The 24240-nt window shown below is 66.4% G+C and carries 21 protein-coding genes and 1 pseudogene; 12 read left to right on the top strand and 10 right to left on the bottom strand.

The annotated features are described in order from the left end of the window. Position 1 precedes the first annotated feature (1 nt). Positions 2–2182 (top strand): methylmalonyl-CoA mutase, encoded by a 2181-nt coding sequence (gene scpA, locus ACX1D1_RS03205; protein ID WP_459055890.1) that lies wholly within the window; start codon positions 2–4, stop codon positions 2180–2182. Positions 2183–2575: 393 nt separating this feature from the next. Here the strand turns inward: scpA and ACX1D1_RS03200 are convergent, their stop codons facing one another. Then, positions 2576–2761 (bottom strand): DUF5302 domain-containing protein, encoded by a 186-nt coding sequence (locus ACX1D1_RS03200; protein ID WP_459055889.1) that lies wholly within the window; start codon positions 2759–2761, stop codon positions 2576–2578. Between the two features lie 424 nt (positions 2762–3185). Here ACX1D1_RS03200 and ACX1D1_RS03195 point away from each other — a divergent pair, with 424 nt between their 5' ends. From ACX1D1_RS03195 to ACX1D1_RS03185, 3 genes are all read left to right on the top strand, one after another. Next, positions 3186–4262, top strand: a complete 1077-nt coding sequence (locus ACX1D1_RS03195) for an NADH:flavin oxidoreductase (protein WP_459055888.1) — start codon at positions 3186–3188, stop codon at positions 4260–4262. After that, complete coding sequence (locus tag ACX1D1_RS03190; protein WP_459055887.1) at positions 4238–4942, top strand: ThuA domain-containing protein; 705 nt, start codon at positions 4238–4240, stop codon at positions 4940–4942. The genes ACX1D1_RS03195 and ACX1D1_RS03190 overlap by 25 nt, the downstream gene beginning before the upstream one ends. A gap of 95 nt (positions 4943–5037) precedes the next feature. Continuing rightward, a complete protein-coding gene (locus ACX1D1_RS03185) occupies positions 5038–5817 on the top strand; it encodes a helix-turn-helix transcriptional regulator (RefSeq protein ID WP_459055886.1) in 780 nt (259 codons plus the stop codon). On the opposite strand, the gene ACX1D1_RS03180 is transcribed toward ACX1D1_RS03185, so the two are convergent. The 3 genes from ACX1D1_RS03180 to ACX1D1_RS03170 all read right to left on the bottom strand — a co-directional run bounded on the left by ACX1D1_RS03180 (position 5781) and on the right by ACX1D1_RS03170 (position 8202). Next, positions 5781–6206, bottom strand: a complete 426-nt coding sequence (locus ACX1D1_RS03180) for a hypothetical protein (RefSeq protein ID WP_459055885.1) — start codon at positions 6204–6206, stop codon at positions 5781–5783. The genes ACX1D1_RS03185 and ACX1D1_RS03180 overlap by 37 nt on opposite strands. 98 nt (positions 6207–6304) lie before the next feature. Beyond that, positions 6305–7258, bottom strand: a complete 954-nt coding sequence (locus ACX1D1_RS03175; protein ID WP_459055884.1) for a ribokinase — start codon at positions 7256–7258, stop codon at positions 6305–6307. Beyond that, the gene (locus tag ACX1D1_RS03170; RefSeq protein ID WP_459055883.1) at positions 7255–8202 is read right to left on the bottom strand and encodes a sugar-binding transcriptional regulator; all 948 of its coding nucleotides are present in this window, start codon (positions 8200–8202) and stop codon (positions 7255–7257) included. Before ACX1D1_RS03170 ends, ACX1D1_RS03175 begins: the two co-directional genes overlap by 4 nt. Positions 8203–8347: 145 nt before the next feature. Here ACX1D1_RS03170 and ACX1D1_RS03165 point away from each other — a divergent pair, with 145 nt between their 5' ends. After that, positions 8348–9955: an alcohol dehydrogenase catalytic domain-containing protein gene (locus tag ACX1D1_RS03165; RefSeq protein ID WP_459055882.1), complete on the top strand. Its 1608-nt coding sequence runs from the start codon at positions 8348–8350 to the stop codon at positions 9953–9955. 296 nt (positions 9956–10251) lie between these two features. On the opposite strand, the gene ACX1D1_RS03160 is transcribed toward ACX1D1_RS03165, so the two are convergent. Continuing rightward, positions 10252–11673: an IS1380 family transposase gene (locus ACX1D1_RS03160; protein ID WP_459055881.1), complete on the bottom strand. Its 1422-nt coding sequence runs from the start codon at positions 11671–11673 to the stop codon at positions 10252–10254. Positions 11674–11976: 303 nt separating this feature from the next. On the opposite strand from ACX1D1_RS03160, the gene ACX1D1_RS03155 reads away from it, so the two are divergent. The 3 genes from ACX1D1_RS03155 to ACX1D1_RS03145 all read left to right on the top strand — a co-directional run bounded on the left by ACX1D1_RS03155 (position 11977) and on the right by ACX1D1_RS03145 (position 13914). Next, complete coding sequence (locus tag ACX1D1_RS03155; protein ID WP_459055880.1) at positions 11977–12720, top strand: acyltransferase family protein; 744 nt, start codon at positions 11977–11979, stop codon at positions 12718–12720. Positions 12721–12863: 143 nt separating this feature from the next. After that, a complete protein-coding gene (locus tag ACX1D1_RS03150) occupies positions 12864–13139 on the top strand; it encodes an acyltransferase family protein (RefSeq protein ID WP_459055879.1) in 276 nt (91 codons plus the stop codon). Positions 13140–13218: 79 nt separating this feature from the next. Beyond that, positions 13219–13914: an SGNH hydrolase domain-containing protein gene (locus tag ACX1D1_RS03145; protein ID WP_459055878.1), complete on the top strand. Its 696-nt coding sequence runs from the start codon at positions 13219–13221 to the stop codon at positions 13912–13914. Positions 13915–13935: 21 nt separating this feature from the next. Here ACX1D1_RS03145 and ACX1D1_RS03140 read toward each other — a convergent pair whose 3' ends face one another. Next, a complete protein-coding gene (locus ACX1D1_RS03140) occupies positions 13936–14637 on the bottom strand; it encodes an acylneuraminate cytidylyltransferase family protein (protein WP_459055877.1) in 702 nt (233 codons plus the stop codon). A 130-nt stretch (positions 14638–14767) separates the two neighbouring features. On the opposite strand from ACX1D1_RS03140, the pseudogene ACX1D1_RS03135 reads away from it, so the two are divergent. Then, positions 14768–15225: pseudogene (locus ACX1D1_RS03135) on the top strand (sugar 3,4-ketoisomerase). A gap of 88 nt (positions 15226–15313) precedes the next feature. Further along, positions 15314–17608, top strand: a complete 2295-nt coding sequence (locus tag ACX1D1_RS03130; protein ID WP_459055876.1) for a glycosyltransferase — start codon at positions 15314–15316, stop codon at positions 17606–17608. Between the two features lie 37 nt (positions 17609–17645). Here ACX1D1_RS03130 and ACX1D1_RS03125 read toward each other — a convergent pair whose 3' ends face one another. Beyond that, positions 17646–18527, bottom strand: a complete 882-nt coding sequence (locus tag ACX1D1_RS03125) for a glycosyltransferase family 32 protein (protein WP_459055875.1) — start codon at positions 18525–18527, stop codon at positions 17646–17648. 188 nt (positions 18528–18715) lie between these two features. Here ACX1D1_RS03125 and ACX1D1_RS03120 point away from each other — a divergent pair, with 188 nt between their 5' ends. Next, positions 18716–20527: an ABC transporter ATP-binding protein gene (locus tag ACX1D1_RS03120; protein WP_459055874.1), complete on the top strand. Its 1812-nt coding sequence runs from the start codon at positions 18716–18718 to the stop codon at positions 20525–20527. Here the strand turns inward: ACX1D1_RS03120 and ACX1D1_RS03115 are convergent, their stop codons facing one another. Next, entirely contained in the window at positions 20528–21346 is an 819-nt protein-coding gene (locus ACX1D1_RS03115; RefSeq protein ID WP_459055873.1) for a glycosyltransferase family 32 protein, read from the bottom strand. A gap of 137 nt (positions 21347–21483) precedes the next feature. Then, positions 21484–22374: a glycosyltransferase family 2 protein gene (locus ACX1D1_RS03110; RefSeq protein ID WP_459055872.1), complete on the bottom strand. Its 891-nt coding sequence runs from the start codon at positions 22372–22374 to the stop codon at positions 21484–21486. A gap of 195 nt (positions 22375–22569) precedes the next feature. On the opposite strand from ACX1D1_RS03110, the gene ACX1D1_RS03105 reads away from it, so the two are divergent. Further along, positions 22570–23451, top strand: a complete 882-nt coding sequence (locus ACX1D1_RS03105) for a glycosyltransferase family 2 protein (RefSeq protein ID WP_459055871.1) — start codon at positions 22570–22572, stop codon at positions 23449–23451. 6 nt (positions 23452–23457) lie between these two features. Here the strand turns inward: ACX1D1_RS03105 and ACX1D1_RS03100 are convergent, their stop codons facing one another. Then, on the bottom strand, positions 23458–24183 hold the full coding sequence (locus ACX1D1_RS03100) for a glycosyltransferase (protein ID WP_459055870.1): 726 nt from the start codon (positions 24181–24183) through the stop codon (positions 23458–23460). Positions 24184–24240: the final 57 nt, after the last annotated feature.

Below are 24240 nucleotides of genomic sequence, written 5' to 3'. Positions count from 1 at the left end.
CATGACCGTCCCCCGTTTCACAGACATCGAGCTGACCGAGGCGGTCTCGGCTGACGCCGCGGCCAAGTTCGAGGCCATCATCGAGTCCACCGGGCACTCCGCCGGCTGGCAGACCCCCGAGCGCATCCTGGTGCCGCCGCTGTACGGCGATACGGACCTGGCCGGGCTCGACTTCCTCGAGACCGCGCCCGGCATCCCGCCGTTCCTCCGCGGGCCTTACGCCACGATGTACGTCAACCAGCCGTGGACGGTCCGCCAGTACGCGGGCTTCTCCACCGCTGAGGAGTCCAACGCGTTCTACCGCCGCAACCTGGCCGCCGGCCAGAAGGGCCTGTCGATCGCGTTCGACCTCGCCACCCACCGCGGCTACGACTCGGACCACCCCCGCGTGGCCGGTGACGTGGGCATGGCCGGCGTCGCCGTCGATTCCATCCTGGACATGCGCCAGCTGTTCGACAAGATCCCGCTGGACCAGATGTCGGTCTCCATGACGATGAACGGCGCGGTGCTTCCGGTGCTGGCGCTCTACGTTGTCGCGGCCGAGGAGCAGGGCGTCAAGCCCGAGCAGCTCGCCGGAACCATTCAGAATGACATTCTGAAGGAGTTCATGGTCCGCAACACCTACATCTACCCGCCCGCACCGTCGATGAAGATCATCGCCGACATCTTCGCCTACACCTCGGCGAACATGCCCCGGTTCAACTCGATCTCCATCTCCGGCTACCACATGCAGGAGGCCGGAGCGACGGCGGACATCGAGATGGCCTACACCCTGGCCGACGGCGTGGAGTACATCCGCGCCGGCGAGTCCGTGGGCCTCAACGTGGACCAGTTCGCGCCTCGCCTGTCCTTCTTCTGGGCCATCGGCATGAACTTCTACATGGAGGTCGCCAAGATGCGCGCCGCGCGCATCCTGTGGGCCAAGCTGGTGCGTCAGTTCGGGCCGAAGAACCCGAAGTCGATGTCGCTGCGCACGCACTCGCAGACCTCCGGCTGGTCGCTGACCGCGCAGGACGTCTACAACAACGTCGTGCGCACCTGCGTCGAGGCCATGGGCGCCACGCAGGGGCACACGCAGTCGCTGCACACCAACGCCCTCGACGAGGCCATCGCGCTGCCGACGGACTTCTCCGCCCGCATCGCCCGCAACACCCAGCTGTTCCTGCAGCAGGAGTCGGGCACCACCCGCACGGTGGACCCGTGGGCAGGTTCCGCGTATGTGGAGAAGCTCACCGAGCAGCTCGCCCGCAAGGCATGGGAGCGGATCCAGGAAGTGGAGCAGGCCGGCGGTATGGCCAAGGCCATCGAGCAGGGCATCCCGAAGATGCGCATCGAGGAGGCCGCGGCCCGCACTCAGGCCCGCATCGACTCCGGCCGCCAGCCGGTGATCGGCGTCAACAAGTACAACCTCGACAGCGAGGACCCGCTCGAGGTGCTGAAGGTGGACAACAAGTCCGTCCGTGCATCCCAGATCGCCAAGCTGGAGCAGCTCCGCGCCGAGCGCAACGAGGCCGAGACCCAGCAGATGCTGGAGCGCCTCACCTGGGTGGCAGCGAACCCCGACGCGACAGATCCTGACCGCAACCTGCTCAAGGTGGCCATCGACGCAGCCCGCGCGAAGGCCTCCCTCGGCGAAATCTCCGACGCGTTGGAGAAGGTTTACGGCCGCTACACCGCTCAGATCCGTACGATCTCAGGTGTGTACAACACCGAAGCCGGCTCCAACGAGGACATCGAGACAGCCCGCAAGCTCGTCGAGGAGTTCGAGAAGAAGGAGGGTCGCCGCCCGCGCATCCTCGTGGCGAAGATGGGCCAGGACGGTCACGACCGTGGCCAGAAGGTCATCTCCACCGCCTATGCGGATCTCGGCATGGACGTCGACGTAGGCCCGCTGTTCCAGACGCCGGAAGAGGTGGCCCGCCAGGCCGTCGAGTCCGACGTCCACGTGGTGGGCGTCTCCTCCCTGGCCGCCGGACACCTCACCCTGGTTCCCGCGCTGCGTCAGGAGCTGGACAAGCTGGGCCGCGAGGATCTGATGATCGTCGTGGGTGGCGTGATCCCGGCCCAGGACTTCGACGAGCTCCGCGAGCACGGCGCCGACGCGATCTACCCGCCCGGCACCATCATCCCGGCCGCCGCGATCGATCTGCTGACCAAGCTGAACGAGCGCCTGGCCGACTGATACCCGGCGAACGACGAGTGGCCCGCCCCCTGAGGGGCGGGCCACTTGCCATTTCCGCTGATCGAGCCAACCGGCCCTACTCCGCTGATCGGGCCGGGCCTACACCGCTGGTTGAGTCAGGGTCGCCCCTCGCGGGGCGCCCGTTCAGCGCGGAAAATGCCGTATTCAGCTAATCGAGCTGACTAGGTGCGACGGGGCATTTTCGGATTAGCCAACCGGCGCGAAGCGCCAGCTGCGTCGAAACCGACCCGCGCTTGTTCATGGGGCTTGGACTGGAGCTTGGAAGGCAGCCCCCGCGGTAGGTGTTCCACCAGATCGGGTCTCGAGCTCCTCAGCGACCCGAGGCCCACTCTGGAGGAACACCCACCGCAGGCTGGCGGGGTGCCGCGGTCGTCAGCCGCCCGACTTCCTCCTGAATTCGCGCTTGCCGCCCACCTTGCCGTGGGCGTGGCCCTGGCCGCGGTCCGCCTCGACGCCCTGCGCGGCCGACAGGTGCTCTGCCGCCTTCTTGCGCTCGAGGGCCTGACGCATGGCCTCCTTGGGATCCAACTTCTCTGTGGGTTGTTCTGACTCTGACATGCGGCCCAGCCTACGCGGACGGCGATGGGGCCGCGGCCCAACCGTCGCTCGCTCCCCCGCCCCCTCGGAGGCCTGGCCTCCCCCCTCGTGCACGACACGCCGTCCGACCCGCTCTCCATGCGCACATGCGACGGCGAGAGGCAGGTGCGACGGCGTGTCGTGCACCCAGGTGCGGGCCGCATCAGGGCGGCACCCTGCTGGATGTATGGTTCACCACCTGCTGGATGTATGGATCGCCACCTGCTCGACTATGGTTCGCGACCGCGGATCGCCCCTCACCCCTCTCCCGAGACTCCTTCCGAGTGAGATTCCGGGGAGATAGGGCACATACAGGGCCATCTCCCCGGATTCTCACTCTCTTCGTCGCCGCCAGGACCGTGGGCCCCCGGCGGGGGCCTCGTGCCCGCCAAGTAGTCTCAGTCTTGTGACGCAGCTCTCCGATTCCCTCGACTTCTCCCACGGCCCCGCCTGGCGCAACCGCCTCGCGCTGGCGCCGCTCACCAACAAGCAGTCCCACCCCGACGGTACGCTGTCGGACACCGAGATCAACTGGCTGCTGGCCCGCGCCCGCCATGGCTTCGGCATGGTGATGACCGCGGCCGCCTATGTGGCCCAGGCGGGGAAGGCGTGGAACGGGCAGCTCGGGATCAGCGACGACGCACACCTGCCCGGTCTGGAGCGCCTGGCCTCTGGCATCCGCGACGCAGGGGCCGCCTCGCTGGTCCAGATCCACCACGGCGGTGCGAAGGCAGACCCCGCCGCATCCGGTGAGCCCGCCGTCGGTCCCTTCGACGACGCCAGCACGGGCGCGAGGGCGCTCAGCACGGCCGAGATCGAGGACGTGGTGGCCCGATTCGCGGCAGCCGCCGCCCGTGCCGAGCAGGCCGGATTCGACGGCGTCCAGCTGCATGGGGCCCACGGCTACCTGCTGTGCCAGTTCCTGGACGCGCACAACACCCGCGACGACGGCTACGGCGGCGACCTCCACGGCAGGTCGCGCATCCTTCGCGAGACCATCGCCGCCGTCCGCGCGGCCACATCGTCGGACTTCCACCTCGGGCTCCGGTTGTCTACCGAGCGCTTCGGCCTCAGCACCCCCGAGATCGCTCAGCTGAGCGCCGAGCTGATGGCCGAGGGCGGTCTTGACCACCTCGACCTGTCCCTGTGGGACGTCACCAAGCTCCCCGAGGGGGCCGCCGACGGCGACGCCCCGCTGGTCAGCCACTTCGTCGACCTTCCCCGTGGAGGCACCCGGCTCGGGATCGCGGGCAAGGTGACCAGCGCCCCCACCGCGACAGCCGCGCTGGCCACGGGCGTCGACTTCGTCGTCGTCGGCCGCGCCGCCATCGCGGACCAGCGGATCGCGGAGCGGATCCTCGCCAACCCCACCTACGCCGGGCCGTCGTTCCCGGTCTCGAAGCAGCAGCTCCGCGACAACTGCGTGGGCGAGCCCTTCGTCGAGTACTTCTCGACGGGGTGGCCACAGCTCGTGGCCAGCTGACGGCCGTGCGCGCGCTGATCGCCAGCGGCACGGGCCGCTACGCGGACCCGTGGCACCCCTTCGACCGGACCACGCCCAGGATCGCCGGGGCGCTCGCCGAGGCCGGCTTCATCGTCGAGGTTGACCACGACGTCGACCACGCCATGACCAGCCTCGACGGGGTGGACCTGGTGGTGGTCAATGCCGGCGACCCGTGGGCTGACACCGACCACCGCCTCCCTCCGGATGCCCCCGGACCCGTCGGGCTGGCTGCCGCGCTCGACCGCGGCATCGGTGTGCTGGCGGTCCACATCGCGGTGGCGAGCCTGCGGGACTACCCGGACTGGGCTGCCGCCGTCGGCGCCATCTGGGTACCCGAGCGGTCCTGGCACCCCCCGCTGGACACGGCGACCATCCGGCGCATCCCGATCGAGGAGGACGGCCAGCCCAGCGAGTTCCGGGTGGAGGACGAGCGCTACCTCAGCCTGCAGTTCGTGGGTCGGCGCCACGTCGTGGCCACTCACGCCGGCCCCAACGGCCCCGAGCCCACCGCCTGGATCCGCCGGCACGGCGCCGCGCGGGTCGCCGTCGACCTCCTCGGGCACGACGAGCGATCCTACGACTCCGCCGGGCACCGCGACCTCCTCCGGGACCTCGCCGCCTGGGCGGCAAACGGCTCGGGTCCGCTGCACCACCCCTGACGCCTGGTTTCGGGTCCGGGCCGCGGAAGGGTCGAGGCACCCCATTGACCTGACAAGGGTCTCGACATGCGGTGGATCAGGTGGCAGGCTGAACCATGGACTCGACCCAGGTGCTGGTCAGAGCGGCGGCGGACGTCCTGGAGGCGCCGGCAGCGGGTATCGCACGCACACGGCTGGCTGCGGCTCTCCGCGACGCGACCGGCACCGACATCGTGTCGCGGGTGAGTTTCACCCGCCGTTCGGTGAGCTTCTTCGTCGACGGCGCCCCGCCAGCGCCGCCGCCACACCTCCTGCCCACCCCCGCGGACCTTGCACTGCATCCGCTCACGCGCTTCCAGGCCCGGGTCGGCTCAGCTACGCCTGCTCTGATGGTGGACGCCATGCGCGCCGGACTCGGGCTCCTCCCCTCCACGATGGGCGTCATCGAACGGCTCGGGCTCAGCGTTCACCAGCTCAGCGTGCCGCTCGACCCCATAAGCGCGTCCTCCCCGTATACAGGCTGGGTGCTGGTCTCCGACCACCCGATCACCCAGCGCGCAGTCGAGACGATGGCGGTGTTCCAGCCCCTGCTGCGGGCCCTCGACCGCCACGTCGCGGCCCTCGCCACCGTCGGAGAAACGGAGGAGGTGTGCCCCCTGACGCCCCGGGAGCGGGTGGTGCTGCAACTGCTGGCCGACGGGCTCACGGCCCAGGCCATCGCCACCCGGCTCGCAGTTTCCAAGCGGACGGTCCACAAGCACCTGGAGCACCTGTACCGGAAGTTGGGCGCGGCGGACAGGCTGACGGCGGTGCTACGGGCGCAGGGGTGGGGATGGCTCCCCGGCCCCATCCCATCAGGTCAGTCCGGCAGCTCTGACGCGCACTCGGCCACGTAGCCCAGGAGCGATTCCGTCAGCGAGCCGAACTGCGCCTCAGTGAGGTAGCTGAACGGCTTGGGCGCCTTGCCCTTGGCGTATGCGCCGCCGCCGGTGACCGCCTTGGAGTGGATCAGGGGCTCCTGCTCGAGGCCCTCTGCCTCCATGAAGTCCTGAACCGCGGTGTCGGCAGCCCAGCCGCAGGCCTCCTTGAGGTGGTCGGGGATGAGGAACTCAGCGCCCATGTCGCTCAGCGACACCCACGCGGTCCCTCCCGCCAGGTGGTGCTGGTAGGCGGCGTCGGCCCATTGGTCCTTGTAACAGTGGTGCGCCGAGGCAACCGTGGTGGTCCCCAGCAGGACGACGCTGCTCGCAGCCGCCATCTTCAGCCATATCCGCTTCGCGCTCATGGGTGAGCTCCCCTCTCGTGTCGGGCCCGCTGTCCGGGCGTGGCACCACACTCCCCCAGCGGGGGCGCACGGGAAATACGCACAGGTGCGTATCCCCCTCAGGGCAGCACAGGCAGCTGGTCGTCGAGGCCGGGGTAGGAGTCCTGGGCTCCGGGCCGCGTGCAGGCGAAGGCGCCCACACGCGAGGCGAAACGGGCCGCGTCGACCAGCGTCTCGCCCGCGGCGAGGCGGGAGACGAGTGCGCCCACAAACGCGTCACCTGCTCCGGTGGAGTCGACGGCGGTGACCGGTGCCGACGGAACGGCGGTGAGTTCGGTGTCGCGGCCGACGACGAGCGAGCCCTGTGCGCCCAGCGTCATCACCACGGAGGCCACCCCTGCGCCGACCAGGGCACGCGCCACCTCAGAGTGGGCGTCCTGCTGAGAGGCCTCGCGTTCAGGGCCCAGCATCGCGAGGACCAGCCCCGCCTCGTGCTCGTTGACCACGAGGGGATCGGCGCGACGGATGACCTCCAGCGGGAGGGCGGTCACGGGAGCCAGGTTCAGGACGAAGCGGCCGGCGGTCAGCTCCGCGGCCCGGACTGTGCCGGAGGCCGGGATCTCGCCCTGCGCGACGACGACGTCCGCGGCCCGGATCGTGTCGGCCGCCTCATCGACGAATGCCGCGTCGACGTGCCCGTTCGCACCCGGCACCACGATGATGGAGTTCTCGCCCACCGCGTCGACCACGACGATGGCCAGCCCCGTCGGTCCAGGAACGATCCCCAGGTGCGTCCGGTCGAGCCCGGCCGCGATGATCCCGGACAGCGCCACCTCGGCGTTCGCGTCGTCACCCACGGCGCCCACCATCGCGACGGTAGCCCCGAGCCGGGCGACAGCGACCGCCTGATTGGCGCCCTTCCCGCCGGGGCGCATCGAAGCGTCCCGGCCCGGCAGCGTCTCCCCCGGGGTGGGGTGCCTGGCCACCTCGACGGAGAGGTCCGCGTTGATCGACCCCACCACCACGACGGTGCCCGGCATGGTCTCGGCCAGGGGCTCCGAGGGCGAGGTCATGGGGGCGTGGGCCGGCTGAGCAGGGCCTGCGCCGTCGGCTCGTCGGTGACCAGCACGTCAAGGTAGCGGCCGGCGATGGCGCCGCGGATGGCCTCGACCTTCTCGGCCCCGGCGGCCACGCCCACCACGTTCGGCAGGGCCCGCAGCTCGGCGAGGCTGAGCGAGACCGAGCGGTCCGAGGCGGACCCGGAGATCTCCTCGCCGCGACGTCCGAACCAGTGGCCGAGCATGTCCCCCACCGCCCCGGCGGCCGCGTAGGCCGCGACGTCATCGTCGGTCACCATCCCGGTCCGGACCGCCGACCCTCCAGGGCGCACCGCGCCCACCCCAGTCAGTGTCAGCGTGGCGCTGCGGGCCAGGTCAAACACCTTGGCGACGGCGTCCTCGGTCCGCAGCGACTCCGCCAGCTCGGCGCTCGAGACGAACAGCGGCGACGGGACAGTGCGGAGGCAGCGGACAGCCGCCGGGTTCTCCGCGACGAGCTGCGCGACGTTGTCGATGGTGCCGGCGGCCGAGGCGAGCGTGACGCCGTCGAGCGACTCGGCGGAGAGCACAGTGAGCGCGCGGGCGACGGTGTCGCTCCAGCCGACGCCCACCACCACCCCGGGATGCAGGTAGCGCCGGGCGTAGGCCGCCAGCGCGGCCGCGACCCTCTCGTTGGTACGTTCCCTACTCAGGGGCCCGCTCAGCGTCGGCACAACGACGGCGTCGGTCAGCGGGGTCCGCTCGCGCAGCTGGGTGGCCAGGCCGAGGGCGGCCAGGTAGTTGGCGTCCATCTCGATCCGCACGATCCCCTGCTGGCGCGCCGTCTCCAGCAGCCGGCCGACGGTCTGCCGCGACACGTACAGCCGCGCGGCCACCTGCGCCTGCGTCAGCCCGTCCTCGTAGTAGAGCCAGGCCGCGCGGACGGCGAGGTCGAGATCGCCTGCTTCCGGGGTCAGCATCGCGCCCGGCCTCCTTCGTCGACCACCCCGGCGGCAGCGCCGTGGGCGGATGCCCAATTGCCTGCCGATAGCTTCTCACGGGGGCGACGCTGGCATAGATTCGAGGGCAATACAGCACACAGTCATGCTCGACGAAGGAGTAGCAGTGACGGAGTTCCCGGCCACGCAGCACGCCATCCAGATCACCGGGGTGGACGAGTTCATCCACAACCCGGCCAAGCCGGTCGACCCCGTCGGCCCCACCCAGCTGCTGCTCAAGGTGGAGTCCTGCGGCATCTGCTTCAGCGACACCAAGCTCCTCCACGCCTTCGACTCGCACCCCCGCAAGGCCGAGGTGGTCTCCGGCATCGACCTCGATGCCCTCGCCGAGATCCCCAGCTACCACCCCGGTTCCGCCCCAGTGGTGCCCGGGCATGAGCCCGTGGCCCGCATTGTCGCGGTGGGCGAGCTGGTGATGCACTTCGCCGTCGGCGACCGCGTCCTGGTGCAGGCCGACTGGAAGCACCTCAAGACCCCCGCCTCCAACGGCGCTTTCGGGTACAACTTCGACGGCGCCCTGCAGGAGTACGTCGTCGTCGACGAGCGCTGCGTGGTTGCGCCCGACGGCGAGAAGTTCCTCATCCACGTCACCGACGGCCCGTCCGCCGCGGCCGTGGGCCTCATCGAGCCTTGGGCCACCGTCGAGGGTTCGTACGCGTGGGCCGAGCGCAACCACCCGAAGGCCGGCGGGCGGATGCTAGTGGTGGCCGACGGCGAGGTCTCCGGGCTGGATGCCCTGACCGAGTCGAACCAGCCGGCCGAGATCGTGCGCCTCGAGCCCGGCGACGTCGAGACGCTCGCGGGGAATGCGTTCGATGACATCATCTACCGCGGCTCGGACGTGGCCGTGCTGGAGCGCCTGGGCGGGCTGCTCGGCATGCGCGGGGTGCTGTGCGTGGTGCTCGACGGCGGCCGCATCGAGGGCCCGGTCAAGCTCGACATCGGCCGTGTGCACTACGACTTCATCCGCTTCTGCGGCACCACCGGGTCCGACCCGGCCGACGGGTACGCCTGGATCCCCGCCAACGGCGAGATCCGCGAGGGCGACAAGGTGGCCATCATCGGCGCCGCCGGCCCGATGGGGCAGATGCACACCATCCGTGCGCTGACGTCGGGGATCGCGGGCATCTCGGTGGCCGGCACCGACCTGAGCGACGAGCGCCTCGCACACCTCGAGTCGCTGACCCGCCCGGTCGCGGAGAAGAACGGCATCGAGCTCAGCATCATCAACACCGGCACCACGAAGCTCGAGCCCGGCTACACGCACCTCTCGTGCATGGTGCCCGTGCCCGCGCTGGTGGCGCAGGCCGTGGACCTCGCCGTCGAGGGCGCGATCATCAACGCGTTCGCCGGCATCCCGGCGGGCACCACCGGCTCGTTCGACCTGCAGGGCATCATCGAGCGGCAGATCTTCATGCTCGGCACTAGCGGCTCGGACGTGTCGGACATGCGCACGGTGCTGCGGAAGATCGAGGAGGGGATCATCGACACCCACATCTCCCTCGACGCGGTCACCGGCATGGCCGGTTTCCGTGACGCCATCGAGTCGGTGATGAACCGCACCTCGGGCGGCAAGATCATGGTCTACCCGTCGCTGCACGACCTCCCTCTGACCCGCCTCGTGGACATGGCGGAGAAGCTGCCGCATGTCGCGGCGCTGTTGAACGACGGCGTGTGGACGAAGGAAGCCGAGGAGGCCCTGCTCGCCGGCTGACCCGCCCGGAGGCTGAGTAGCGGCCCTGGCGCGTGCCCCCATGCTCCTCACGGCCCGGCGCTCCCGCTGGCTGCGGTGCCGCCCCTGGCGCTCGAAGAGCGCCTAGGGCGGTGTCTAAGCCTCGATCCACCGACCGATGAGAGCCTGTGTGCTGCGTGACGGGTTTTCGACTGTGCCCGTGCGGTTCTGGCTGGTGGTGCCGGGTTTCTGGTGTGAGGGTGTGAAGGGGCATCGGACCTTGCTGTCCGTGGTGTCCAGGGTTCCTTGGGGTTGCGCAGGGGTGGCTGCTGGGGTGGTCAGGCCGTTGCTGGGGCGGGTGGGTCGTTGACCCGGTTGAACAGGTCAGTCCAGGCGGCTTCCCAGGGCCAGGCTGTTGGTAGATGCAGCACGAGCCGGCGGGCTGAGGATGCGATCCTGGCTGGGACGGTGATCAGTGTGCGGCGGATGGTGGCGGTGGTGGCCTTTGCCAGTCCAGTCCCGGTCAGGGTGGCTGCGGCGCGTGTGAGGTTGAAGGCCATGACGGCCAGCACCAGCCAGGCGGCGTTGGCCGTGAACACCCCCGAGGGTAGGTGAGCCAGGGCGGAGGCTTTCAGGTCGGCGTTGACCTGCTCGATCACCGCGTGGCCGCGGTGGGTTGTGTCCGCCGTGATGGTGTTGAACACCGTCGGGTCGGTGGTGGTGAAGAAGGCGTGGAACCGCCACGTGTCGAAGAGTCCGTCCTGCCCGGCGGCGGCCTTGGTGGCGGCGTTGAAGTCCGGGATCCGGCGCACCACCAACCGTCCAGGGATCTGCTCAGCCTTCTTCTGCGAGGAGAACGCGGTGAAGGCGACCTCGGCGACTTCTGCGGTCGAGATCCACTGTTGGGTGTCGGGGTTGAAGATGGCGTCGGTGTACTTGATCGTGGTCCAGGCCTGCTCATCAATGGTCGCGATGGCGGTTTTGATGGTGGGGCTCATCTTGACGGTCACTGACACGTTGGCCCCGCCGCGAATGGCGGCCCAGAGCGAGGGCCGACCCCAGTAGGCCGAGTCCATCCGCACCAGCACCGGCGTTCCGGCTGGGAGGAGACGGCGGGCCTGTTTCACCGCGTCGGCGATCAACCGGTTCGCCCCGCGCGGGGACCCGCAGGCCCCTTTGCGTAGCCGCTGGGCCACGATGATCGGGGCCGTGGTCGCGGTGGCCAAGGTGGCGATCAGGGCGTTGAGCCCACGCACCCGGGAGTAGCCGAACCCTGCGCCCTGTTTCTGGTGGCCGTGGACCTCGATGATGGTGTCATCAACATCCAGCAACGCGACCCCGGGAGTCCTGGAAGCCTGCTGCGGGTTGCCCAGCAGCCAGGTCAGCCCGGTCAGTGCGGCCAGGAACCGGGACGCGACGGCGTCGAGTTGGCGGACATGCCCGAAGGTGAACTTCCGCAGGAACGACCCCAACGTGGAGGGGGCATAGATGCTGGAGAAGAGCTTCTTCATGCCGCCGTGGCGCAGCAGGGCCATGTCATCGATGGAGTCTGCTCCGGCAACCATCCCGGCCACCAACGATGTGACCTTCGCGCCGGCGTTGGCGCCCTTGTCGGTGGGGACACTCAAGTGCGCATCGCCCAGGTCCTGCAGCCCCGCAGCTTGGGCCAGTCTCATCGTCGGGACCAGCCCAGCGGCCGACACAAGATTCGGGTCATCGAAGCTGACAGAAACAGCGTGAGGAGTATGAGAGAGTTGCATCTGACGGATGCTCTTCCTACTTGGTGATTTTTGACTCTAGACAAGTCCCAATATCCCAGTAGCAAGGGCATTCGTTCGTCACGGCACGCTCAACCCACCCAACCCATCGGTGGATCGAGGCTAAGCTGTGAGTCTGGGTCACCACCTCGTTGGTGGTGTTCTTTGGGATCGACGGTCGCGTCGTGACTCTCCTCGAGGCTGGCTTATCACCCCTTCGACGCCTGCGCCCGCCCCGAGGAGCCCATGCCGTACTGACGGTTCAAACGCCGCTCTTGGGCTGCTGCCCCTTAGGATCAGCGCATCATGACGAGTCCGCCCACCACCGACTCATCGCCCGGCCGCCTCCGCGATCTCCAGGGCCTCCGCGCCGTAGCCGTGCTGGCGGTGTTGGCCGGACACTCCGGACTTCCTCTCTCCGGTGGGTTCATCGGAGTGGACGTGTTCTTCGTCACATCGGGCTTCATCATCACATTGATGCTGCTGCGTGAGCACGCCACCACGGGGACCATCTCCTTTCGTCGCTTCTACATCCGCCGCATCAAGCGGCTAGGACCTGCTCTCGCGGTGACGAACATCGTGACGGTGATCCTCGCCGTGCTCTTCCTGTCCCCGCTCGGACCGCAGCAGACAACCTTCGCAACGGCTTTGGGAGCGACCTTCGGAGTGGCCAACTGGGTGATCGCCGAAGGCACGGGCGACTACTTCGGCACAGCGGCTGAGCAGAACCCCCTGCTCCACACCTGGTCCCTCTCCGTGGAGGAGCAGTTCTACCTGGTACTGCCTGCCGTCATGCTCGTCGCTCTCGGCCTTGGCTCGCGCATCGGCCGACGCTGGAGCTGGCTCGTGCCGTTCTCTCTTCTCGGCGCACTGGCGGTCGGGTCCTTGGCCTCGGACCGTATGGGAACCGCGTTTCCGTTCGGCTACTACGGACCGTCCACACGGGCGTGGGAGTCTTGGCCGGCTGCCTCCTGGCGCTCATCATCAGCCATGCACGAAACCTCCCCAAAGCAACCTTTCCGATCCTCGGTCTCGCCGGCAGCGGGATGATGGTGTGGGGGCTGGTATCGATCACTCCCGAGACTCCATTCCCCGGGAAGTGGACACTCGTGCCGGTAGTGGCGACCCTCCTGCTGATCACCGCAGGGCGTGGGGCTCCGAACCCTTTCTCTGCAGTCCTCGCGTCAAAGCCTATGGTGACCATCGGCGACTGGTCCTACTCCCTGTACCTGTGGCACTGGCCGTTCATCGTCGTCGCGAAGGCCATCTGGCCCTTTTCGGGCACTGCGCCCATCATCGCCGCGACGGTGTCGATCCTCCCCGCCTACCTCAGCTACCGTCACGTCGAAGAGCCGATGCGGGCCCTCCAGGTCCAGGGAGCGAGAAGTGTAGCGAGGACGGTGGGGGCCATTCTGCTGCCCCCACCGTCGCTGCCGCGGCTGAGTGGATCTTCTTCCTCCAAGTCCTGACCCCAGCCTTCGGTCTTGGGAGTCCTGGGGTTAGCGCCCCGACGGCAGCCGAACAAGTGGCGCAGGCGGGCCTCACGCCGTGCCAGGATCCCGCGATGGCGCAGCTGTCCAATGGTCTCTGCGGGACTACCACCGAAGCCGCACCACGGTTCTCCTGGTTGGCGACAGCCACGCCGAGCATCTGCTGCCCGGACTAGTCGAGACATATCCAGGGCTGAACCTCGAGATCATCACTGTCCGGTCGCCCAAGCCATTCGGCTCTCCAGCCGGGGTCCAAGCCGTCGTCGAATACGTGTCACGTCAACCGTCCATCGGCGCGGTTATGTACAGCCGTTCCCTTGGCAGGGACGGCGGCGGTCTCTCGTCGGCCGAAGAAGAGGGGATGACTCAGACGTTGCGTGGGCTCGACCCACTTGGCCTCCCCGTCTTTGTGCTGGATGACAGTCCTGCATGGCCACTCGACATGTTCAGTTGCACCGCCAGGCGCTCCGTGGCGCTACCGGGCACGGTGTGCGAATGGGACCGCTCCTACTTCGAGCCACGGCATCGCGCGGTCACGGCCGATCTCACACGGGTGGTGGGAACGGTGCAGAATGCGACCGTCGTGTCTGTGCACGACGCATCATGCGACGCTGACGTGTGTCGCCGGTGGCTTGACGGCGAGCCGTTGTACTCAGACGGTGATCACGTGACGGCGCTAGGTTCCCAGCTCCTCATCGAGCATGCAATCGTTCGCCATCCGGAGGTTGCGACTGCTCTGGGGCCGCGCGGCTAAGTATCGCGGGCCGTCCATCTGTCATAGCTGGCGGGACGCACCGGTTTCGGACAACCTGCTGAGCGCGGCCTCAGCAAGTGCGAGATCGTTCACTGTGTCGATGTCGATGCCTTCGGCCTCGTCCATGACGAACAGGCCGATCCTACCTCCCATCCTGTTGTGGGTCTCCTCATAGATCTCGGTACGGGTCAGGTAGAGCGAGCCGGTCTCGCGAAATCTCAACTGCTCTGATGCCATATCCTGACGACGGCGTCGGTGTTCCCAGTCCCAGTGCGCGACGGCCTTGCCCTCCTCGAGAGACCAGAGAAATGGCGGAGTCGGCACCACGCCTACGAGAGAGTCGACGCCGCTGGCGTCGAACTGTGCGAGCGCCCTTGCGATCGTCCCCGGCAGCCGGACGGGCGACGTAGCCTGCAGCAGCAGGACGCACTCCGGCCGGCCGAACTGCTCGGCACAGGCGCGGATCGCGTTCTCGACGACGGGCTCGGTGGGGGTCTCGTCCTGGGCGAGGTCCGCGGGACGCTCGATGACCCACGCGCCGGCGCCCGCGGCCACCTCTGCGATCTCGGCGTCCTCCGTCGAGACTGCCACCCGAACGCCCGGCGCCGCGAGGGCCTGCTCGATAGTCCACACGATGAGCGGCTTACCCCCAATGTCGGTCAGGTTCTTCCGCGGGATCCCCTTGGACCCACCGCGGGCGGGGATGACAGCAAGCGTCGGCATTTCCCCATTGTCCGCCTCGTGGGCGGATTCACAGAACAGCCGCGCGTGGAGAGCAGACCGGTCGGAGGTCGGCCTGAAGTCGCCTCGTGATCGGAGACTTCGCACGGTGACCCATCGTTAGCCGACCCCGATGAGGGATGGGCCCGGCAGACTTGTGCCACTGGCAGGCGCGCACGATGTGCGGGGGTCGCTCGCCGCGTTGGAGTTCGCCGCCATGCCCTTCACCCCTCAGCGGTTCTTCACGGTGTTCGATGTCGTCGGCACTGCACCACGCGGCAACCACGCCCACCGCCAGTGTGAGCAACTGTTGATCTGCATCTCGGGTTCCCTCTCCTGTTCACTGGATGAAGCCACACGCGAGCGACTTACAGGTTGAGCCGTCCTGTCGTCGGACTGTACGTGCCCCGCATGACCTGGGGCACCCAGTTCGGCCACTCCTCTGACGCAGTGCTCGGCGTGTTCGCGTCCCTCCTGTACGACATCGACGACCACATCCAGGACTATGTGGAGTTCTGCCGATCGACAGCACCGAATTCTCCAGTCGATCCCCTGGGACCGCACTCTCTCGGATCCTTCGGCGACAGCTGAGGTCCATTACTCTGGGGCAGTGCGTATCGGCGTCGTCACTCCGTGGGACATTGACGACCCGCGAGCCTGGTCGGGCATGGTCCGGCCTATGGTCGCCGCACTGAAGGAACGTGCGGATGTGGTCCCCTTCGTGACGAAGCAGGTGCCGGACTCCATAGTGGACCGCGCGTTGGCCCGCGTTCTCGACGGCCGCTTCGGCCGGCGCTACCTCGTCGGCCACGCAGTGGCCACAAGCGTGAAGCGCGGTCGGGCGTTGGGGCGCCGGTTGAAGGAACACCCCGTCGACGTGATCCTCGCCGTCGCGGCCTCACAGGACATCGCGTTCCTGGACACCGACATCCCGGTGGTGCAGGTCTCGGATACGACGTTCCGCGCGATCAAGGACTTCTACCCGCTGTTCAGCAACCTCAACCCACTGTCAGCGCTTCAGGCCCACGTCCAGGCCAGGCGCTCGGCCCGGCGAACCTGTCACACCCTCGCCGCCACCGGGTGGGCGCGCGACGCCCTCATCCGCGACGCGGCGTTCGCCCCCGACGAGGTAACCGTTGCGCCCTTCGGGCCCGCCATCCGACCCACCGGTCAGGAGCCGTCCCGTCCGCCCGCTGGCCCCCTCAAGCTCCTCATGGTCTCCAGCGACTGGGAACGCAGATGGGGTCCCGACGTGCTGGCCACGTGGGAGGAGCTGAGGCGACGGCGGGTGGAGGTTGAGCTGACCGTGGCAGGCAGCGCCCCCGGCCTGCCCCATGGGGTTCGCGGCGTCGGCCGAGTCTCCCCCGATGGAATGCGCGAGCTGTATGCCACGCATCACGTGCTCCTGGAGCTCTCGACGAGCAGCGCGGCCGGGGTCACGCTTACCGATGCGGCCGCGTTCGCCCTGCCGGCCGTCGCTGCCGACACAGGGGGCGTGTCCAGCATTGTCGAGGATGGAGTTTCCGGCTTCCTGGTTCCTCCCGGTGAGGTCGCTGCGGCGGCTGACAAGGTCGCTCTCCTGGTGGACGCCGGCCTCAGGGAGGCCATGGGCAGAGCGGCCCTTGAGCGCGCCGAAGCGGTCCTCAGCTGGCGGGCTTGGGGCGAGGCGGCCGTAGACGCGTGCCGGTCGGTCCTCGGACGCAGGCGCCGGCCACGAGCGTCTGCGTCCGGTGCCGCCCAGCGCATCGATGGCGCTCCCACCATCAACGGGCCAATCGTCTTCCTCTCACCCGCCGTCCCATATCCTGGCATCGAGCATGCGGGCGGACAGTACATCCGCCGTCTTCACGAGGCTGTCTCCCGCCACGCGGCACCGAGTTGGCTGGCCATGGATCGCCCCAGCCTGCGGCATTCGCTCCGCCAGCCTGGCGTCGCGGCTGACGTGATCTTGCTCGGGCGCTCGGACGGTCCGTCGCGGGTCCGTCGGGGCGTTTATCGCGGCGCAGACTGGCTGGAGTCGAAGCTCGGGCGCATCGACTCGCAGCCGATCCCCCTAGCGCCGGCTATTGACATCCTCACCAACGCCCATGTGCGGCGACGGATCCGCGAAGCCCGCATTCTCGACTTCCAGTGGGCCGCCTACACCAAGCTGTCGACTGTCGCCAGGCTCGTCAACCCGCGGGCGCGACTCCACTTCACCTTCCACGACGTGATGAGCCAGAAGTGCGACCGGTCCGCGGCAGCCGCGCCCGATGCTCTGCGCCGCACCAGGTGGCGATGGGCAGCGTTCCTCGCTCGCAGGTGGGAGCAACGCGCCGTGGCGCGCGCCGACGTCTGTGTGGTCTTCAGCGAAAAGGACAAGGAGTTGCTGGATCCCGCGGGTGTAGGCAACGTCGTCGTGATCGATCCTCCACTCGCCGAGGGCGAGGCTCCCCTGCATGTCGCCACCGATGATGGTCGGGTCCTGTTCGTAGGTTTCATGGCCCGGAAGGTGAACGTTGACGGGCTGTCCTGGTTCCTGGACTCGGTATGGCCCGAGGTGTTGGCGGAAGTTCCCCACGCCGTGCTTCGGGTAGCCGGCGGGGCGATGGCCCCGTCGGTGCAGCAGCACATCGCCAACACCTACCCCCGGGTTGACCTCCTCGGCTTCATCCCGAACCTCGACGACGAGTACGGAAGCGCGGGCGCTGTCGTAGTTCCGCTCCTGGCCGGCGCCGGGGTGAAGTTCAAGACCATCGACGCGCTCCTGCAGGGAGTGCCCGTGGTCACCACCACCATCGGGGCTGAAGGCATCGGCGACGTCGAACTGTTCGCCGGACTCGCGGATGCACCCATCGACTTCGCTGGCGCCCTCATCCGGGTACTCAGGAACAACCATGAGGCCGTGGCGCGAGCCACATCAGCCCAGGAGTGGGCATGGCGTCGCTACAGCCTCGAGCGCTTCCGCACTGCGGTCGACTCCATCTATTTCTAGAAGCCCTTCCGGTCCGCGAGCCGCGGCGGTTCCTCATCTAGAGATAGTTGTCATAATCGAGCCTGAGCCTTTCGTCGGCCCGGAGGTTCTGGCGGTACTTGAGGCACAACGGGTGGAAAACCCGAGCAAGCAGGTCGTGCCAGGAGAATGGATAGCCAACCACATCGCCGCGGGCCTGCCCGGGGAACTCGCGCGCCTGTTCTAGTCCGGCATCGAGTCTCCGTTCGACCTCACGCAACCACTCGGCCGTGAACGCCGTAGCAGACCACGCGATCCCCGCGTGCGTGGCTACAGTGTCGCCGTGGTACCTCCGCAGGTCGCGTCCGAGCCGCCCAGGCAACGAGACCACATCAGCACTCGAGCGAATACGAGGCGCCCGGTACCAACCCTGGGGGTCGCGCTCAGACGCTTCGAAAGCTTGAAGCCAGCTACCAAGGGGCTGTTTGATGTCAAGATATGCTCCCCCGTGGAAGTGCAGGAAATAGGCGCGCAGGTAATCGGAGCGATGGACCAATGACAGATATTCGTAAGCAGGATGAAGCGGATGCCCCTCGACAACCCACTCGCCAAGGTCCGCCGGAGTGACGAGATGCACCGGTAAGTCCAACCTGGCGCGCATGAGGTCTAGGCTCGCAAGCCTGTTGGCAGACAGCGGATTGTCGCCCGTCCAGAAACAGTACGCTTGCCGCGGCAGACGGGACGGCCCCATCACCGCTGGGGGGTGGCGGGCCAAGAAGGATCTGCGGTACCGCGCTGCGTCGAATTCGTAATCACCGAAACGATTCATGACCCCTGCACTGAGATCCGTGAACCAATCCCGTGACTGCCGGCACATCGGCTTGGCGGCCTTGGACGCCCGCAGCGTCAGATGCTTGGCCTTCCGCATCAGCCCGAGGAACCGCACATCAGGCGAGCCCATTCCGTCTCCCTCACTAGAGCGATCAGTGACCCTCACGCCGCCCACTGCAGCCCTCACCCTCGCGATGTCATGGGACGAGCCCGCTCAACTACAGTAACGAGCATGCGCACGATCAGACTACCGAGCAGCAGGTGCACTGGCGCCCACCGTCATCCGAATCGATCTGCCTCGATGCTGGGGTCTGCGACGTGAGAGGTCTCGCCGCAACTGTCGACGACGTTCGTGCAGCGTTCACCCTCGTCCCTTGGAGGCTCCGACCCAAGCTCATAGCCATGTTCCTCGGACTTGGCATGGTTGCCCTGATCGACATGTCGGCGGTGGTGCTGGTCCTCCCCGCGATGCAGATCATCACAGGGACACCAATAGCGTCCGCCCCCGCGCTCTACTTTCTGAGCAACCTCACCGGCATCACGCAGCCCGAGGATCTTCTCGTCTTCACACTCAGCGCAGTCATCGTCTTGATGATCACCAAGAGCGTGCTCACTATTGCGTTTAGATGGTGGAGCTTGGGGATTCTAGCGACTGCACGGACCGATGCAACCCACGAAGCGATGATGCTATACATGACCTCGCCGTGGGTGCACCACCGGAGACGCCCATCCGACGACATCTTTCAAACGCTGCTCACCTACATACCCTCCGTGTTCGCGTCGCTGACGCCAGCGTTCCTCTCACTCTTCGTATCGGGTGTGACGGTCGGCGCTATCCTGGTCGCGCTGCTGCTACTTTCGCCATTGGCGACCCTCGCAGCCGTGATCGTCTTTGGCGGATCAGCCTTCGCAATCCAGGAGACTTTGCGGTCCAGAATCCTCAAGCTCGCCGAGCAAGCAAGAGTCGAGCAGCACAAGAGCTGGCACTACCTGTCGCCCGCCCTCGACGGCTCACGCGACATTCGCCTGACCAACTCGCACGACTTCTTCACCGAGGGATACTCGAAGACAACGCGACGCATAGCCGAGCTCGGCCGAAGAACGGGCGTCTTGAACGAACTACCGAAGCATCTTCTGGAGATCGTGATGATCCTGGGCATCATCCTGGTTGCACTGCTTCTTCTCGCAACGTCGCCCCGCGACGAGGCTTTTGCCTTCTTGGGCGTATTCGCCGTCGCCGCGATCCGGATCATCCCGCAGCTGAACGCAGTCGTCGCGACTGTCGGGGGAATCCGGTCAAACAGCCCCAACGCGGCCAGACTCCGAGAGGAGATAGCAAACCTTCAGAACGAGGAGGGACGCGCACGTGACCCGGAGCCTCGAATCTCCTTCACGAGGGAGGCGATAGTGTTTGACGGCGTGACATTCCGGTTCCCGGACTCCGTAGAACCGGTCTTGAGGGGAGTCAGCGGCGAGATACCCTACGGTTCAACTGTCGCTTTGGTCGGCGCCAGTGGGGCGGGCAAGACCACCTTCGTCGAGATTCTCCTAGGGCTTCTGAGGCCTGCGAGCGGCAGTATCATGGTTGGCGACTCGAGTATCCATGACTCCCCCACGGCGTGGAGGGAGCAGGTCGGGGTTGTCACTCAGGACATCTATCTCATGGATCGGAGCCTGCGTGAGAACATCGCCTTCGGTGTGCCAGCGGACCGAATCAGCGACGAGCGTGTTGTGTCCGCCATTCACCGTGCCCAGCTCACCGACTTCTTCGAGTCTCTGCCAGACGGCCTTGACACGGTGATTCGCGGCGGGGGAACTCGCGTGTCGGGGGGCCAGAAGCAACGAATTGGCATTGCGCGGGCCCTCTATCGCGATCCGAGCGTCCTTGTTCTGGACGAGGCTACCTCCGCTCTGGACAATGAGACCGAGCACCGAGTCACTCAAGCCCTTGCCGACCTCAAGGGCGCGATGACCATCATCGTCGTTGCCCACCGCCTGTCGACCGTTCGCGATGCAGACATCATCTTCTACTTTGTCGGGGGACGGATTGAGGCCGAGGGAACCATGGCCGAACTGGTTCACACCTCGCCTGGTTTCGCTGAGCTTGTGCGATTGGGGAGACTCGCGTGATCAACGATAGTCACTAAACTCCAGCAGCATGGTGTCATCAAGAAGGACGCGATCACTGTATTTGAGCAGAAGTGGGCACAGAACCTGGCCCAAGATGTAGCTCCACTCCACTGGATAGCCCTGATTGTTCCCGAATGCATTCCCGGGGTTCTCACTCAAGCGAGCGCTCAGATCGTCCATGCGGGATTCAACTTCCTGCATCCACTGCGCAGTGAGTGGCGAGCCGGGCCGCATGATGAAGGCACACACGCCATGGATTCTGGCATATTCCCGTTTTAAGTCCCACCCCAGACGGCCCGGCAATTTCGGCACGGCATCTTTCGACAGCTCCCGATACCCAATAGACCAGTGTTCGGGCGATGCCACGAGTCGCTCGAATGCACCCTCCCAAGGACCCAGAGGCCGCTTCACGTCGCTGTACCCGCCCCCATGGTGATGCATAAAGTACGCGCGGAGGTAGTCCGACTTATGCACGGCTGACAGAGACTGATACGCGGGATGCAAAGGCGCCCCCGGCTTCACGAAGTCGGACAGGTTCTGTGGGGTCACAAGCACTACGTCAAGCCCGGGATTGACTGCACGCATCCGATTGAGGCTCTCAGCCCGCCGCGGCGTCAGCGGGTTGTCGCCCGTCCAGAAGCAGTAGATTACCCGGGGGATGCTCTTGGGGGACTCCTTCGTCTTCCCCTCCGCATCCGTGGCGACAAAGCTCCGCCCGTACATGCGCGGGTCGTACCGATACTCTCCGGCAGGCTTTGTTAATCGAAAGTAGGCCTCACTGAGACGTTCACCTGAGGACTTGCACATGCTCTCGATCATCCTGGCGAGCAGGAAACCCTGGTGCTTCGCCCTCTGCGCAGCCTTCGTGGCCCAGTTCGGAGCTGACCTAGGGGAGCTGGCGCCTCTGCCGGTACCATCGCGGACCACACGAACCTCCACACCTGTCGTCTCGGGTTCTAAGGAATCGGAATCAGTCTCCTGGCCCGTAGACCGCCGCGGAGGCGCCCCAGTTTGTTGGACCAGTCTCGAACCAGTCTCTCACGATCACCGCGGACGACAAGGTCACCTGACCGAGTGAGTAGGTGTTTGAGTTCGCCGAGTTCTTGGCGGACGCTCTGCTTCCGACTCATTTCGCCATAGTGCCGCGAATAGAGTTGCGCGGCCCCGATACCGTAGCTGTAGTGCTGAGCGAGCATTGCCCGGAACGAGTCGCGCATGCGTACGTCGACCACAGCATCAGCTGTATATGCGAACCGAAATCCGGCCTCCTGCGCACGCAGACAGAGGTCGAGATCTTCGGCGCCACGCATGAACGTTTCGTCGAAACCGCGGATCGTGCGAAAAGCTTGGCCGGTCACCGCCATGTTCCCGCTTCCACCGGCCTTGAGATACCCAAAGGGCACAGTCGGACCGTCCGGGATCGTGTCTACGGCACCTCCATGCCAAGCCAGAACGTCTGGTCGGTTCAACACACCGGTGAACAGTGTTGGCCCTGTTGCCACATCAGCTTCTTTCAGGGCTTGACTGAGGGCGCGCACCCAGCCGGGCCGGATCATGTCATCCGCATCACAGAAGAGGAACCCGTCGCCGTGGGCAGCAGCGGCACCAACATTCCTGGCGTACGAGGCACCCGAGCGTTCGTCGGCGCTGACCAGGCGCACCGGTAGGCGATAGCGCATTATCTCGACCGAAGACTCAGGCCAACCGTCGGAAGACTGATTGTCGACGACGACCACCTCCCATGGCTCATGCACGTGCTCTTCGCTCAAACGGACGAGTTGGTCGAGCAGGGAGGCACCGGGATTGTGCGCTGGGATGATCACAGAGATCTTGGGGTGGTCGACCACGGTCTCAGGTTACTGGAGCGCGCAAGAATCGGATGCGGGAGGCGCCCAGGTTTGTCCTGTTGCGTTACCATCGACAGCACATCCTGGGCTTGACTTCGGAGTCGTATGAGTTTCCTCCGCGCCGCGGCAGACAAGGCTCGAGCCACTAAGCATCGAGCCCTCCTGCTCGAGCGCTCAGCACAACGTGCTTCCCGCATGATTCGGCGGCACTACGCTCGCGACCGGCGCATCCTGGCCGCCCGGATCGAGGGGACGATGGATCAAGTGCGCGCTCCTGCCTCACACGTCTTTTCGAACCTGACCGGGGTCTGGGGTGTCACCGTCGTCAGGAACGAGGAGGAACTCCTCCCCGCTCTCCTGGCTCACTATGAAAGGCAGGCGCTCGACGGCTTGGTGGTGGCAGACAACCTGTCCACCGATAGGACCTCGGCGATTCTTGCGAACTACGACGGACCGTTGCGCCTCTTGGTATATCGGGACCACGAACCTCGGCACTACCACGAGATCAAGATGGATTTCCTGGCGCAACAGGCAGCACTCTTGGGGGCACGCTGGATCGTGCCCATGGACGCGGACGAGTTCTGGTATGCACCCCATGGACGCCCCCTGGGTGGCTTCCTGAACTCCTTGCCAAGCGGCATCAAGGTTCAATCAGCCCACGTGCATAACGTCGTCCGAAAGGGTAGTGCCTACTTCATGGGGTCAATGCCCGACCGGCTTCCGAAGGTGGCGTACCGCTGGCATCCTTGGGCACATATCCACCATGGAAACCATGCAGTCGACCGGACGGGTGCGATCGCACACGACCTCCGAATCCTGCACTTTTCGTACCGGTCCAAGGCTCACTTCATCCGCAAGATTCGAGATGGAGCCGCCGCCTTGAGCTACCTCGGGCCGTACGACCTCGAGCATCCCGGTCATAGCTGGTTGGACTTGAACCAGTTGGACGATGTCGAACTTTCCAGGACCTATGACGAGATGCTGGACGGCAGGGGCCCTTGGTTCATGGACTGGATTCCCAAGGGAGACATGATTGCTGTCGCTCCGTTTCCCTGGCGGCGGTGGCAGCTCGACTAGCTTGGTTCACCGACGACGAAGGCGGTGGCGCAGAGTTCGCGCCCAAGCGAGCGTCTTGATCGGGCGGTGCCACCACCGAGTGCCGTGAATCGGTGCCAGAATGCGTCGACACACCTCTTGCTGCTCGGCTTTGAGCCCGCGGAACTCCTCGGAGCCCGCAGTGACGCTGCCTTGAGTCCGAAATGGCGTGTGCACAAGGACCGCATTGAGCTTTCGCTGGTGCGCAAAGAGCCAGTCGTCCCCGCCCCAGATGATCATCTCCTCAGGGATAGGTACGTAGTCAGCGCGCCGCATGCACATGAACGCGCCGAAGCCGAAAGTAATGGTGTCCGGGGTGGCGAGACGGTGGCTGATTGGTCGGTCGCCATCATCGACGAAACAGGTCTTGTCGGGGCCGATGATTCCGAACCATCCTTTCCTCAATACACCTGCCACGTAGGTGAAGACGTCCGGCTCGAATCGGATGTCGTCGTTCAGGATCGCCACCCACTCAGCCGTCGACTCACGGACCCCGAGATTCCAGGCTGGATTAACGTAGATGTTGCGCATCTGATTCAGCACGCGAACCTTGGGCGACGCTGGGACGTTGAGTGGCTCCTGTGCATTGTTGATCAGAACAATCTCATGAACCAGGTCATGGTGTGCGCAGACCTCAACCAGGCGGGCGAGATCCTGGGACCGCTGCAAAGTCGGGATGATCACACTGAATCTCCCGCTGACGATGGGCGACATCCGTCGGGACCTTCCTCGAAAGGACCGCCCACTGAACGATCCACCTGGTGCCAGCGT

It is taken from the genome of Tessaracoccus luoxuelianae (assembly GCF_054483915.1).
The sequence above is the reverse complement of the archived record's forward strand: the minus strand, read 5'-3'. Positions and strand labels throughout refer to the sequence as shown.